The organism is Pseudomonas sp. AP19, assembly GCF_001728855.1.
In the GTDB taxonomy this organism is placed as follows: Bacteria; Pseudomonadota; Gammaproteobacteria; order Pseudomonadales; family Pseudomonadaceae; genus Aquipseudomonas; species Aquipseudomonas fluorescens.
On sequence record NZ_LXJP01000012.1, the window covers coordinates 23,907 to 37,631 of the forward strand.

The 13,725-nt window shown below is 61.1% G+C and carries 9 protein-coding genes; 2 read left to right on the top strand and 7 right to left on the bottom strand.

Features of this window, described 5'->3' with window-relative positions; translation table 11 throughout:
* Window position 1: 1 nt before the first annotated feature.
* Complete coding sequence (locus A7D21_RS11300; RefSeq protein ID WP_069551724.1) at window positions 2–1,702, bottom strand: glutamine--tRNA ligase/YqeY domain fusion protein; 1,701 nt, start codon at window positions 1,700–1,702, stop codon at window positions 2–4.
* 259 nt (window positions 1,703–1,961) lie between these two features.
* Between A7D21_RS11300 and A7D21_RS11305 the strand changes: the two genes are divergently transcribed.
* Together A7D21_RS11305 and lpxH are read left to right on the top strand one after the other, a co-directional pair.
* Window positions 1,962–2,465, top strand: coding sequence for a peptidylprolyl isomerase (locus tag A7D21_RS11305; RefSeq protein ID WP_069551725.1), 504 nt, complete (start codon window positions 1,962–1,964; stop codon window positions 2,463–2,465).
* Window positions 2,462–3,211: a UDP-2,3-diacylglucosamine diphosphatase gene (gene lpxH, locus A7D21_RS11310; RefSeq protein WP_053256905.1), complete on the top strand. Its 750-nt coding sequence runs from the start codon at window positions 2,462–2,464 to the stop codon at window positions 3,209–3,211. The genes A7D21_RS11305 and lpxH overlap by 4 nt, the downstream gene beginning before the upstream one ends.
* Window positions 3,212–3,367: 156 nt before the next feature.
* Here lpxH and A7D21_RS11315 read toward each other — a convergent pair whose 3' ends face one another.
* The 6 genes from A7D21_RS11315 to A7D21_RS11340 form a co-directional block, all read right to left on the bottom strand.
* The gene (locus tag A7D21_RS11315) at window positions 3,368–4,897 is read right to left on the bottom strand and encodes a DHA2 family efflux MFS transporter permease subunit (protein WP_053256906.1); all 1,530 of its coding nucleotides are present in this window, start codon (window positions 4,895–4,897) and stop codon (window positions 3,368–3,370) included.
* Complete coding sequence (locus tag A7D21_RS11320; protein WP_069551726.1) at window positions 4,897–6,093, bottom strand: efflux RND transporter periplasmic adaptor subunit; 1,197 nt, start codon at window positions 6,091–6,093, stop codon at window positions 4,897–4,899. Before A7D21_RS11320 ends, A7D21_RS11315 begins: the two co-directional genes overlap by 1 nt.
* 15 nt (window positions 6,094–6,108) lie before the next feature.
* Window positions 6,109–7,560, bottom strand: coding sequence for an efflux transporter outer membrane subunit (locus A7D21_RS11325; RefSeq protein ID WP_053256908.1), 1,452 nt, complete (start codon window positions 7,558–7,560; stop codon window positions 6,109–6,111).
* A complete protein-coding gene (locus tag A7D21_RS11330) occupies window positions 7,557–8,030 on the bottom strand; it encodes a MarR family winged helix-turn-helix transcriptional regulator (protein WP_053256909.1) in 474 nt (157 codons plus the stop codon). Before A7D21_RS11330 ends, A7D21_RS11325 begins: the two co-directional genes overlap by 4 nt.
* A 238-nt stretch (window positions 8,031–8,268) precedes the next feature.
* Window positions 8,269–11,955 carry a translocation/assembly module TamB domain-containing protein gene (locus A7D21_RS11335; RefSeq protein ID WP_083272183.1) on the bottom strand — a complete coding sequence of 1,229 codons (3,687 nt, stop codon included), beginning with the start codon at window positions 11,953–11,955 and terminating at the stop codon, window positions 8,269–8,271.
* Complete coding sequence (locus A7D21_RS11340; protein ID WP_053256911.1) at window positions 11,955–13,682, bottom strand: autotransporter assembly complex family protein; 1,728 nt, start codon at window positions 13,680–13,682, stop codon at window positions 11,955–11,957. Before A7D21_RS11340 ends, A7D21_RS11335 begins: the two co-directional genes overlap by 1 nt.
* Window positions 13,683–13,725: the final 43 nt, after the last annotated feature.

The window sequence follows — 13,725 nt, forward strand, 5'->3', positions numbered from 1 at the left end:
ATCACTGGCCCCACGAATCACGCAAGGTCACGGTACGGTTGAATACCGGAGCACCGGGTTTCGAGTCCTTGATATCCGCGCAGAAGTAACCTTCGCGCTCGAACTGGAAACGGTCTTCCGGCTGTGCGTCGCCAAGCGATGGCTCAGCACGACAACCTGTAAGCACTTGCAGCGAGTCAGGGTTGATGTTGTCCAGGAAGCTGGCGCTGTCTTCGGCCTTCTCCGGGTTCGGCGATCGGAACAGACGATCGTACAGACGCACTTCGCACTCGATGCTGGCAGCGGCCGGCACCCAGTGGATCACGCCCTTGACCTTACGGCCTTCAGGGTTCTTGCCGAGTGTTTCCGGATCGTACGAGCAGCGCAGTTCGACGATGTTGCCTTCGGCGTCCTTGATTGCTTCGTCGGCGCGGATCACGTAGCTGCCACGCAGGCGCACTTCGCCGTTCGGCTCCAGGCGCTTGTAACCCTTCGGCGGCTCTTCCATGAAGTCGTCACGGTCGATGTAGATTTCGCGCGCGAACGACAGCTTGCGCACGCCCAGCTCTTCTTTCTGCGGGTGACGCGGCAGCTCAAGGTGGTCGACCTTGTCTTCCGGGTAGTTGGTGATCACGACTTTCAACGGACGCAGCACGCACATGGCGCGCGGCGCGTTCGCGTCCAGATCCTGACGGATGCTGAACTCAAGCATGCCGTAATCGACCACACCGTCAGAACGGTTGGTGCCGACCATGTCGCAGAAATTGCGGATCGACGCCGGGGTGTAGCCACGACGACGGAAACCCGAGAGCGTCGACATGCGCGGGTCGTCCCAGCCATGCACGTGCTTTTCATCGACCAGTTGCTTGAGCTTGCGCTTGCTGGTGATGGTGTAGTTCAGGTTCAGGCGGCTGAATTCGTACTGACGCGGGTGCGCCGGCACCGGCAGGCTGTCCAGGAACCATTCGTACAGAGGGCGATGGCTTTCGAACTCCAGGGTGCAGATGGAGTGGGTGATGCCTTCGATGGCGTCCGACTGACCGTGGGTGAAGTCGTAGTTGGGGTAGATGCACCACTTGTCACCGGTCTGGTGGTGATGGGCATGGCGAATGCGGTACATGATCGGGTCGCGCAGGTTCATGTTCGGCGAGGCCATGTCGATCTTGGCGCGCAGCACGCGGGCGCCGTCCGGGAACTCACCGGCGCGCATGCGGTTGAACCAGTCGAGGTTCTCTTCGACCGAACGGTCGCGGAACGGGCTGTTCTTGCCCGGCTCGGTCAGGCTGCCACGGTATTCCTTGGCTTGCTCGGGGGTCAGGTCGTCAACGTAGGCCTTGCCGGCCTTGATCAACTCGACGGCCCAGTCGAACAGCTGGTCGAAATACTTGGATGCATAGCGCACTTCACCGGACCATTCGAAGCCCAGCCACTTGATGTCGCTTTCGATGGCGTCGATGTATTCCTGGTCTTCCTTGGCCGGGTTGGTGTCGTCGAAACGCAGGTGCGTAACGCCACCGAACTCCTGAGCCAGGCCGAAGTTCACACAAATCGACTTGGCATGACCGATGTGCAGGTAGCCGTTGGGCTCTGGCGGGAAGCGGGTGACGATCTGCGTATGCTTGCCCGAATCCAGGTCCGCCTGGATGATCGGGCGCAGGAAATTGACCGGGACGGCAGGTCCGGCCTTGGAATTCGAGGTAGGGTCGACAGTGGGCTTGCTCATAGGATCCTTGAACAGACAGGTTCGTGGCCAGGTGGGGCCAGATAAAACAAAGGGCTCATAATAGCCGAAGCAGTCAAGACACTGACAGGCTGGGACCAAAAACTGCTGTTTAATTCCGCTTTTAATGACCGGGGCGATAAAAAACCGCCTCGAAATTCCCGCTGGGCACGCTAAACTGCGCGCCTTGGCCCTCGTTTAGCCAGACAGGTAAGACGCCCCGGCGTCCAAACCCACGAATTCCCTGAAAAGAGTAGTGAACATGACTCAAGTCAAACTGACCACCAACCACGGTGACATCGTCATCGAGCTGAACGCCGAGAAAGCGCCGAACACCGTCGCCAACTTCATCGAATACGTGAATGCTCACCACTACGATGGCACCGTTTTCCACCGTGTCATCGGCAACTTCATGGTCCAGGGCGGTGGTTTCGAGCCAGGCATGAAAGAAAAGAAAGACAAGCGCCCAAGCATCCAGAACGAAGCAGACAACGGCCTCTCCAACGACAAGTACACCGTCGCCATGGCCCGTACCATGGAGCCGCATTCAGCCTCCGCGCAGTTCTTCATCAACGTCGCCGACAACGCCTTCCTGAACCACAGCGGCAAGAACGTGCAGGGTTGGGGTTACGCGGTATTCGGTAAAGTGACCGAAGGCCAGGACGTCGTCGACAAGATCAAAGGCGTGCAAACCACCGGTAAAGCCGGTCACCAGGATGTTCCGGTAGAAGACGTGATCGTCGAGAAAGCCGAGATCGTTGGGTGATATTGCTGATTTCAGATTTGCATCTGGAAGAGGAGCGCCCGGACATTACCCGGGCGTTTCTGGATTTGCTCCACGGTCGCGCCCGTGGCGCCCAGGCGTTGTACATTCTGGGGGACTTCTTTGAAGCCTGGGTTGGCGACGATGGAATGACACCTTTCCAGCGTTCGATTTGCGCGGCGCTGCGTGAGCTGAGCGACAGCGGCACCCCGATTTTTATCATGCATGGCAACCGGGACTTCCTGATCGGCAAGGCATTCTGCACAGCGGCAGGCGCCACCTTGCTCAAGGACCCCAGTGTCGTGCAGTTCTATGGCGAACCTGTGCTGTTGATGCACGGCGACAGCCTGTGCACCCGCGACGTCGGCTATATGAAGCTGCGGCGCATCCTGCGCAATCCGATTGTGCTGTTTATCCTGCGTCACTTGCCCTTGCGTACCCGGCACAAGCTGGCGCGCAAACTGCGCAGCGAGAGCAGCGCCCAGGTCCGCATGAAAGCCAACGACATAGTCGATGTGACCCCCGCGGAAGTGCCGCAGGTGATGCAGCAATTCGGCGTGCGCACCCTGGTCCACGGCCATACGCACCGCCCGGCCATTCATAAGTTGCAGATTGGTGACCAGGCGGCCAAGCGCATTGTGCTGGGGGATTGGGACAAGCAGGGTTGGGCATTGCAGGTGGATGAGCAAGGGTTTCAGCTGGCGGCGTTTGACTTCGTCAATCCGCAGTTGGCGTTGCCCGGCGCCTGACCTCCCGACACCACCGATCTCTTGTGAAAAGAGAGCCAAATGTGGGAGCGGGCTTGCTCGCGAAGGCGGTGTGCCAGTCAACACAGATACTGACTGAACCACCGCCTTCGCGAGCAAGCCCGCTCCCACACTTGATTGCATTCCAACCTTTACAGATCAGTGGCCGGAAGCCTCCGGCCCCGCCTTCGCCGCAAACGGCGGTTTCGCCAGCCATACAATCACGATCAAGCCCATGAACATCCACCCCAGCAACGTGAAGTAATCCACGGTGGACATCATGTACGCCTGGCTGGTGAGGATCTGGTCCAACTGCGCATACGCCTTATGCCCTGCCCCGCCAAGCGCCTGCAGCGCATCACGGGTCGCCGAGTCATAGGTGGTCATGTTCTCGCTCATGTACGCATGGTGCTGATCCGCGCGGCGAATCCAGATCCAGGTGGTCAGCGATGCGGCAAAACTGCCGCCCAGGGTCCGCAGGAACGTCGCAAGGCCCGCGCCATCGGCGATTTGCGCCGGCGGCAAATCGGACATCAAGATGCTCAAGGTCGGCATAAAGAACAGCGCAACACCGATACCCATGAACAGTTGCACCAGGGCGATGTGCTGGAAGTCCACCTCATTGGTGAAGCCCGCTCGCATAAAGCAGCTCAAACCAATCGCCAGAAATGCCAGGCCGGCCAGCAAGCGCAGGTCGAACTTGTGCGCGTATTTGCCCACAAACGGCGACATCAGCACCGGCAGAATCCCGATCGGCGCCACCGCCAGGCCTGCCCACGTGGCGGTGTAGCCCATCTGGGTTTGCAGCCATTGGGGCAGGATCAGGTTGATCCCGAAGAACCCCGCATACCCCAGCACCAGCACAATCGTGCCGATGCGGAAGTTGCGGTAGGCAAACAACCGCAGGTTGACCACCGGGTGCTTGTCGGTCAGTTCCCAGATGACGAACACCGCCAGGGCGACGGCCGAGATCGCCGCGCCGATGAGGATGAAGTTGGACTCGAACCAGTCCAGGTCGTTGCCTTTGTCGAGGATGATCTGCAAAGCGCCGACACCGACGATCAAACTCAGCAAGCCGACGTAATCCATCGGCTGGTAGCTGGTGACCACCGGCCGTTTCTTCAGTTGCGAACGCACCACCATCACCGCAAAGATGCCGATGGGCACGTTGATAAAGAAGATCCAGGGCCAGCTGTAGCTGTCAGTGATCCAGCCGCCGAGAATCGGCCCGGCAATCGGCGCCACCACCGTGACCATCGCCAATAACGCCAGGGCCATGCCGCGCCTGGCCGGCGGGTAGACCGCAATCAGCAAGGTCTGGGTCATCGGGTACAACGGCCCCGCGACCAGGCCTTGCAAGACCCGAAAGCCAATCAGCTCGGGCATCGACGTGGAGATACCACACAGGAACGACGCCAGCACAAAGAGGATGGTCGCCCACAAAAACAGCTTCACCTCGCCAAAGCGCCGGCTCAGCCAACCGGTGAGCGGCAAGGCAATCGCGTTGCTCACTGCAAACGACGTGATCACCCAGGTGCCCTGCTCCGAACTCACCCCAAGGTTGCCGGAGATGGTCGGCAGCGCCACGTTGGCGATGGTGGTGTCGAGCACCTGCATAAAGGTCGCCAGCGACAGGCCAATAGTGGCCATCAACAGGCTGGGTGGCGTGAAGGAGGCGTTATTGCTCATCAGCGTTGCACAGCCTTGGGTGCGGCGAGGCTGTTGTCATGGATCAATTGGGTGATCATGGCATCGGCTTCGGCCAGTTGGCGGTCATACACGTTGGTGGTGAACGAAGCCTTTTGCGGCGCCTGCTGCGCCAGTACCGGGCCGCTCGTATCGTGCAGGTCCACATTGACCACGGTGCTCAGGCCCACCCGCAATGGGTGTTGGGCCAGCTCTTCGGCGTTGATATGGATACGCACCGGCACCCGCTGCACGATCTTGATCCAGTTACCGGTGGCGTTTTGCGCCGGCAGCAGGGCAAACGCGCTGCCGGTACCGGCGCCCAGGCTATCCACGGTGCCGCTGAACTTCACGTCACTGCCGTAGATGTCGGACTCAATGTCCACCGGCTGACCAATACGCATATCGCGCAGTTGGGTTTCCTTGAAGTTGGCGTCGATCCACAGTTGGTTCAGCGGGATTACCGCCATCAACGCAGTCCCCGGCTGCACACGCTGGCCCAGTTGCACGGTGCGCTTGGCAACGTAGCCGGTGACGGGGGCGATCAAGGTGCTGCGAGCGTTGGTCAGGTAAGCCTGACGCAACTGCGCGGCGGCGGCCTGCACGTCCGGGTGGGACGAAATCACCGTGTCATCCACCAGCGCGCTGCTGGTCTTGAACTGTTGCTGCACGTTGGCCAGGGCGTTTTGCGCCGAGATCAGGTCATCACGCGCATGGGACAGTTCTTCCTGGGAAATCGCGCCGCCAGCGGCCAGATTCTTACGACGGTTGTAGTTGTCCTGGGCCTTTTGCACGTTGGCCTGCTGGGCCAGCACTTGGGCTTTCATGCCGTCGACGTTGCTGTAGAGGCCACGCACCTGACGTACGGTGCGCGCCAGGTTGGCCTGGGCACTTTGCAGGCCGACAGCGGCGTCATTCGGGTCAAGATTGATCAGCACCTGGCCCTCGTGAACCAGGTCGCCGTCGTCGGCGCCGATACTGACGACCGTGCCGGTGACCAGCGGAGTGATTTCCACCACGTTGCCGTTCACATAGGCGTCGTCGGTGCTTTCGTTGAAACGCCCGTAGAACTCATACCAGCCCCACACGCCCAGCACGCCGAGGATGACGATCAGCGCCAGGCCGATCAGCATGACTTTGCGTTTGCGTGGGTTGTTATCCGGTTTTTCAGTGACGTTGTTGCTGTCGGCAGTGGCCATGACAAATACCTCAAATTATTCCGTGCGTGTGGCTGGGGTGGTCGCGGCCACGTTGTCGGCGTTGTATCCGCCACCCAGGGCCTGCATCAATTGAATCGAAAGATCGATTTGCGCAGCATTCAGGGTCGCCAGCTGACGCTGGGCCTGCAGCAATTGCTGCTCGATGCTGAGCACATCCAGGTAATTACCGATGCCTGAGCTGTAACGCTGAACGCCGGTGTCGTAAGACTGCTGGGCAATGTCCGCGGCATGTTGCTGTGCCTGGATCTGCCGCCCGGTTTCGCGCAACTGCATCAGGGTGTTACCGATATCGCCCAAGGCTTGCACCAGGGTTTTGTTGTACTGAGCCACCGCCAGGTCGTAATCGGCGTCGCGGGCATCCAGGTCGGCACGCAAGCGGCCACCGTCAAAGATCGGCAACGAGATCGTCGGCGCAATGCTGAAGAAACGACTGGCTGAACCAAACATCGCATCCCCCAACAACGACTCGGCGCCGGCGCTCGCGCTCAGGTTGAGGTTGGGATAGAAACGGGTTTTGCTCGCGGCCACGTTTTTGCTGGCCGCCTCCACCCGCCAACGCGCGGCGATCAAATCGGGACGGCGCCCCACCAATTCGGCCGGCAATACCGCAGGCACGGCAACGACGCTGGGCTTCAACACGTTCGGCCGCACCAGCTCATTGCCACGGTCCGGGCCTTTGCCGAGCAACACGGCGAGGGCGATCTTGGCGCTTTGCAGTTGTTTTTCCGCATCGATCAGTTGCGACTGGGCGCTGGCTTCCAGGCTTTCGGTCTGCTGGTACTGGTACTGGCTGTCGATGCCGGAGCTGAGACGGCGCTTGCTCAGGTCGAGCATCTGGCGGGTACGCTTGAGGTCGTCATTGGCCAGGTCACGCACGATATGGGCCTGGCCCAGGTCGCTGTAGGCTTTGGCCACGTTGGCGGCCAAGGTCAGGCGTGCGGCTTGCTGATCGACTTCGGCGGCACGCGCCTGGCCCAGGGCGGCTTCCCAGGCGGCGCGCTGGCCACCCCAGAGGTCGAAGTTGTAATTGAAGCTGGCGCCAATATTACGCACGGTGGCGTAGGCATCGCCCTCGCCGCGCGGGTCCTGGTCTTTGGCCAGGCGCGAACGGCTCACGCCGGCGCTGGCATCCAGGGTCGGCATTCGTGCGGCGTCGGCGGCATAGGCGGCGGCTTGCGCCTGGTGGGCACGGGCGCTGGCGACTTGCATGTCGGGGCTGTTCTGCAGGGCTTCATGGATCAAACCGTCGAGCTGTGGGTCGCCCAGGCTTTTCCACCAATCGGCACGCGGCCATGCGGCAGTCGACAGGGTCACGCCGCTGAGGGATTTGCCGGTTTGCAAGGTGTTGGCATCGAGGCGCTGGCCTTGGGTGTCGAGGCCGCTGAAGTTGGCGCAACCGGCCATGCTCATCGCCACCAGCACCAGGCTAAGTGCACGTGTGTTCATTTATTACCTACCCGCTGGATGACAATGGCGTCACCGGCAGCTACCAGAATTTTCGTGAGGATGGCTTCCAGGGTCTGCAACTCACCGGGCTCGAGGGCGCCGGCCAGTTCATTCATTGACTGGGCGCCGATGTGCGGAAGCATGTCGGCCAGGCGCTGGCCGTCTTCGGTGAGCACCAATTGCACTTGGCGCCGGTCCTGTTCGGAACGTTTGCGCGCCAGCAGGCCCTTTTGCTCCAGGCGATCGAGCATGCGGGTCATGGAACCGCTGTCCAGCGACAAGTTGCGGCACAGCTCCGCCGGCGTATCCACGTCAAACTGGGCAATGATGATCAACACCTTGAACTGCGCGGCCGTCACGCCGTGAGGTTCCATGTGGGTGTCGATAATGCGGTCCTTGAGCAGCGCAGCCCGGCCCAGCAACAAGCCGAGGTGGCAGTTGCGAAAGCTGTCAGGGGTGAAGTGGGTCATCGAAAGTCACCTTATTACTGCCTAGGCAGTGAATGTATGACAAGATGTTACTGCTTAGGCAGCGAATGTCAAATGGAATTATTAGCTTGCTTGCTAATTTCACGACAAGTGGGCGGTCACGCACACAAATGTGGGAGCGGGCTCGCCTGCGATAGCGGTGTGTCAGTCACCGAATCATCGACTGATGGACCGCTATCGCAGGCAAGCCCGCTCCCACATTGTTTACCCAGTACGGGGTTTAGAAATCCCGCTTGTAGAAGATATCCAACGAGCTGGCCACGCCACTGGCCACTTCCAGGTACACCTTCTTGCTCAACAAATAGCGCAAGGCAATGGTGCTGGCCGGCTCGAACACGCCTACCCCGTAACGCAGGCTGAGTTTTTCGGTGATCTTGCCGCTGGCCACCACGGCGGTGGTGTTGCCACTGCCTTGGGTATCGAGGTCGAAGTCCTGGATGCCCAGCTTGTTGGCAATATCGGAGGTCACCCCGGCGCTGCCCATCAAGCCCAGGCCCAGGGCGGCTTCGGCGAGCATGTTGTTGTCTTCACCGGTGTTGTTACGCGAACGTCCCAGCACCAGGTACGACAACGCATCCTCCTGAGGCATGGCCGGTTCGGAGAAAATCTGCGTGGTCGGCTGCTCCGCGCTGCCGCTCAGACGAATCCCGGCCGTGACGGTTCTGGAGGGTTCGGTAACGACACGCACCGCTTCGATATCCAGGAACGGTTGATCCAGCGGCCCGGCGAACAACAGGCGCGCACGGCGCACGTTGAGCCGCTGGCCGTAGGCGCGGTAGCGGCCGTCGTTGAGCCACAGCTCGCCACGGGTGTCCATGTTGTCGCCGATGTGCACGTGGCCCTGCACTTTGGCCGTCAGGCCAAAGCCCGCGAAGTTAAGCTGGTCTTCGCCCACTTCCACGTCGATATCCATGGCCATCGCCATGGGCGGCTTGCCCTCTTCGGTCTGGTTACCGACGATCAGCGTGTCATCCGAGACCTTGACCGTCGACGGCGGCAGTTCACGCACGGTGATGTCGCCGCGCGGAATGTGCACCTTACCGGCAATCGCCAACTTTTCGTTTTTGAGGCTGATCTTCAGGTCGGGCGCCACTTCCAGCGTGGCATAAGGCTCTACCGTCACCGGCAGTTGCGAGCCTTGCAGGCGCAGATCCACCACCAGCGCCTGGCCCCAGTCGATCTGCCCCTTGAGGCTACCCTGCCCGGCTTTGCCACTGTGCCAGGCGCCGTTCAACTGCACGCTTTCGCCGGCAATCAACGCCTGTATGTTCAAGCCTTCAAGGCTGATCGGTAATTCCGGCCCAGCGATTTCCCCGCCGACGAGGTTCACGTTGCCATTGACCTGCGGCGCCAGCAAACCACCGGAGATGCGGCCGGTGCCGTTAAGCTTGCCGGTGAGCTTTTCCACCATTGGCACAAACGGCCGCGCCACGGCGAGGTCCAGACCGTTGAGGCTGAAATTACCGGTAATCGGCTTGTTCTTGGGCAGTGGATTGATCTGCGCCTGCAACAGCAATTCACCGAGCTTGCCGCCGCGAAAGTTGAGCTGGGTGTCGATGCGCTTGGGGTTGAGGGTGGTTTCCAGCTTCAAGGTGTCGTAAGGAAAATCCAGCCACTGGTCCTTGTCTTTCACGCGCAACGTGCCGCCGCTGGCGTCCACCGCCACCACGCCTTTAGGCCCGCTGGCGGGCAGGTCGAGCTGCACATCGGCGTTGAGCTTGCCCTGCCAGGCGAAATCTTTAGGCAAGAAGGCCGCCAGGCTGTCGATCGGAAATTGCTTGAGGTGGTAACGCAACTTCGGCTCAGGCAGCAGCCGCTGATCTTCGCCGCACAAGCTGGCAGGACCCGACACCCAACAATGCGCCGCAAAGGTCAGCTTGCCGTCGGCCAGGCGCTCGATCTTGGCCGGGGCCTGCAGTTTCCAGTCCTGGCCACCGGCTTGCACATCGCCGCTGGCGAGGCGCCCGCGCCAGTTGCCTTTGTCGAGATTGCCGTCCAACGCCAGGGCCAGTTTGAGCAGCGGCCCCGCTAAATCCAGCTGGACCTTTTGGCCCTTGATATCGCCTTGGGCACTGGCGGTCAGGGTGCCAAGCTGGGTATCGCCGGCTTGGATGCCAGTGCCCTTGAGGTCGATCTTCGCGCGCTGGGCGTTATCGAGTGTTGCGTCAAGGTTGAGGTTTTGCAGGTGATTATCGGCGAAGGCCAATTGCTGACCTTTAAGGTCGAGCTTGCCTTGGGGGGCCTGCAACGTCCCGGCCACATCGACGCGCCCATTGAGTTGCCCACGCAACTGCGGCCACAGCTGAGCCAGGCGCGCCAGTTTGATATCGATCTGCCCGGCCAGGCGTTGTTGCAGGCTGCCGCTGCCGTTGATGCGGTTATCGCCCAGGCGAATATCCAGGTTGGCGAGGGTCCATTGCGCGCCCGCGCCTTCGGCCTTGGCTGCCAGCACGGCGGTTTGGCCGCGCAAACGGCCCTTGAGGTCGAGGTCGGCGTTCAGCTTGAGCTGTTCATGCTTGAACTCGCCTTTACTGCGCAGCGGCCCGGCCAAGGTGCCGGGCAACTCCGCCACCCAGTACGCCGGGTTCAACGCCGACAGGTCCAGGGCGGTGTCCCAGGCAATGCCGTCGGCAAATTGCAGATTCAGGTGGCCTTCGGCCTTGCCTTGGCCGGCGGTCACTTTCAGCTCGGGCAGGAAGACCTGCTTGAGGTCGCCACTGAACGGCGTCACCACATTGAATGTACCGGCCGGGCCGTCGAGGTCGGCCTTGAGGTTGCCGAGGTAGTTGCCATCTTTATAGGCGATCTCGCCATTGAGGGTGCGCAACGCGACCTGCGGCTCATCGATCAACGGGTAGAGGCGGTGCCAGGGGAAATCCCGCCAGTCGATCCTGGCGTCGGCGCTGAAGCCTTGTTGCCAGTCCAGATTGGCGCTGAGTTTGAGGCTTTGCTTGTCCCCGGCACTCAGGTCCAGGCCGGCGATCTGCGCGCCCTTGGCGTCGACTTTGCCTTGCAACAGCAAGTCCACCGGGCCTTTGTCCGCCGGCAGCACGGCCTTGCCCAAGAGTTGGTAGCCATTGCTCAGGTCGCCCTTGGCGGTGAGGTCCAGTTGATTGAGTTGCAGGGTGTCAGGCAACTCGGCGCTGGGCTTGAAGCCGTCGGCGGTGATGTGCAACTGCGCGGGCAGGTTCTCCGCCAGCGGTTGCAGCTCGCCACGGAGGTTGGCGAGCAAGTAGCCACTACTGTCGGCATCGAGCTTGAGGGTCTTGAGCAGGTCGCCGTCCACCTTGAGGGCCACCTTCCACGGTGCGCCGCCGGGTGCGTAAGGCAGGCTCAGGTTGCCGGTGGCATTCAGCGGCCAATTGCCGGTGGGTTGCAGCACACCGGCGAGGTCCAGCACCAAGTCGTCGCGCTGCAAATGCACCGAGTCGATCTGCATACCGGCAGCCGTCCAGTGCGCCGCCAATTGCAGGCCCTTTAACTCTTCGCTGCCATTAAACAGCAGGCTGCCGACGCGCACGTCGCCCAACTGGATCGCTACCGGCAGTTTCAACTGCGGCAATTGGATCGGCCCGCTGCTACTTTCCTCTATGCTGGGTGGAAACTGCAGGCTGACCTGCTCCACGTCCAGGTGATCAATGCACAAGGTCATGCGTAGCAGGCACGCCGGCGACCAGTCAAACTTCGCAGCGTTGAGTTCGACCCGGCTGGCGTCCTGCTGCCACAGCAGGTGATCGGCACGCCATTGGCCACCCAAATGGCCCTGGAAATTGTCCACCGTCAAACCCGGCACTTGGTTCAAGACCCAGCGGCTGCCCGCCTGGGTACCGAGCACGGTCCACAGCGCCACCAACACTAAGGCGAGGACGCCCACGAGGGTCAGCCCCGCTATTTTCACACCACGCATCACAGCTCAGGCCCCATGGAAAAGTGCAAACGAATACCGCCCGGGTCTTCCAGGGCATGGGCCAGGTCGAGGCGAATCGGCCCAACGGGCGAGACCCACCGTACGCCCACGCCGACACCGGTTTTCAGGCTGGGCATTTCCAGGGTATTAAAGGAGTTGCCCTGGTCGATAAAGGTCGCGATCCGCCATTTTTCCGCGATTGAATATTGATATTCAGCGCTCAACGCCACCATGTAGCGCCCGCCAATGCGGTCACCACGGTCGTTTTCCGGCGAAAGCGTCTGGTACTCATAGCCCCGCACGCTCTGGTCACCACCGGCAAAAAAGCGCAACGACGGCGGCACGGACTGGTAGCCGTTGGTGGCGCTGCCGCCGAACTGCGCACGGCCGAGGAACCGGTGGTTATCCCACAAGGTAGTCAGGCCTTTGATCGTGGCAGTGCCGTAAAGCAGGTTGGTGTCGGAGCCGAGGCCTTCCTTGGCGACCTTGGCGTCGAACATCAGGCGATAGCCATTGTGCGGGTCGATGCGGTTGTCGCTGCGCAGGTAGGAATAATTGATCCCCGGCATCACCAGGTTACTCAGGCCCGAGTCATTGCCCAGGCGATATTCCTCGCGCTGGTATTTGAGCGAGATCACCCGGGTCCAGCCGCTGGGCAGTTTGCTGTGCCATTCAGGGCCAAGGGTGAGCAATTTACTCAGGGTGTCGGTGTTGGCCAGCTCCTCGTTCTGATAGCCACCGGCGAAGCGCAATTTGTCGGTCAACGGTGGGTCCAGTGGAATGTCGTACCACAGCCCGACGTTCTGCCGCGGCGCCGACAGTTCGGCTTCCCAACCATAGCTGTGGCCCTGAGGGTTGACCCAGTGACGGGTCCAGTTGGCCTTGCCACGCGGGCCGACGTCGGTGGAGTAACCGAGGCCCAGGCCCATGGTGCGTGGCTTGCGGGTTTCCAGTTGCACGGCCACCGGGATTACGTCATTGGCCGAGGCGGCGGGCGTCGCGTCCACGCGCACGCCTTCGAAGAAGCCACTCGATTGCAGGTTCTGATTGAGTTCAGCGATCAGTTCAGAGTCGTAAGGCGTGCCACTTTTGAACGGCACCATGCGTTGCAACAGGTCTTCATCAAACGGCGTATCGCCGGTAAAGCTGACGTTCCCCATGGTGTAGCGCGGGCCACTGTCGTACACGAGTTCGATATCGGCGACGCCGGCTTTGGGGTCAACGATGAGTTTCTGGCGGGTAAAGCGCCCGCTGAAAAAGCCGTAGCGCGAGGCCTGGTTCTGGATCAGACGCTTGGCGTCTTCATAATGGCCGTGGTTGAGCACGGCGCCGGAGGTGAGGTCGCTGCCGTCGGGCACGCGAAAAGCCTTGAGGCTCGCGGCCTGGCCGTCGACACGAATGGTCACGTTGCGCAAATGCACCGGTTCGCCAGGGTCGATGGTGAGGATCAGGCGCGGGTTTTTACCGCCCTTTACGTCACTGCTGATCAGCGGCTGATAGAAGCCCAGAGCCTGCGCCGCTTTGCGGGCCTGCTCTTCGGCGCCACGGCTGAACCGCAGCAAGGCTTCTTCATCGCGATCGCCTACCCCGCCGATATAGCCTTCGATGTTGGCTTTCAACGCGTCGTTTGAAGGCTTGATCCGCACGTCCAATTCGCTTTGCGCCAATGCGCCGCAGCTTGTGAACAGCAGAATCAAGCCGCTGGTAAATCTTCCTGGGAGCTTCATAGGCGGGGATGCTACACGAGCTGGGGAGACACTTTGAACCCGG

Coding starts and splice junctions, on each gene's coding strand:
- A7D21_RS11300 (WP_069551724.1), bottom strand. CDS start 1,702: ATGAGCAAGCCCACTGTCGACCCTACCTCGAATTCCAAGGCCGGACCT.
- A7D21_RS11305 (WP_069551725.1), top strand. CDS start 1,962: ATGACTCAAGTCAAACTGACCACCAACCACGGTGACATCGTCATCGAG.
- A7D21_RS11315 (WP_053256906.1), bottom strand. CDS start 4,897: ATGAGCAATAACGCCTCCTTCACGCCACCCAGCCTGTTGATGGCCACT.
- A7D21_RS11320 (WP_069551726.1), bottom strand. CDS start 6,093: ATGGCCACTGCCGACAGCAACAACGTCACTGAAAAACCGGATAACAAC.
- A7D21_RS11325 (WP_053256908.1), bottom strand. CDS start 7,560: ATGAACACACGTGCACTTAGCCTGGTGCTGGTGGCGATGAGCATGGCC.
- A7D21_RS11330 (WP_053256909.1), bottom strand. CDS start 8,030: ATGACCCACTTCACCCCTGACAGCTTTCGCAACTGCCACCTCGGCTTG.
- A7D21_RS11335 (WP_083272183.1), bottom strand. CDS start 11,955: ATGCGTGGTGTGAAAATAGCGGGGCTGACCCTCGTGGGCGTCCTCGCC.
- A7D21_RS11340 (WP_053256911.1), bottom strand. CDS start 13,682: ATGAAGCTCCCAGGAAGATTTACCAGCGGCTTGATTCTGCTGTTCACA.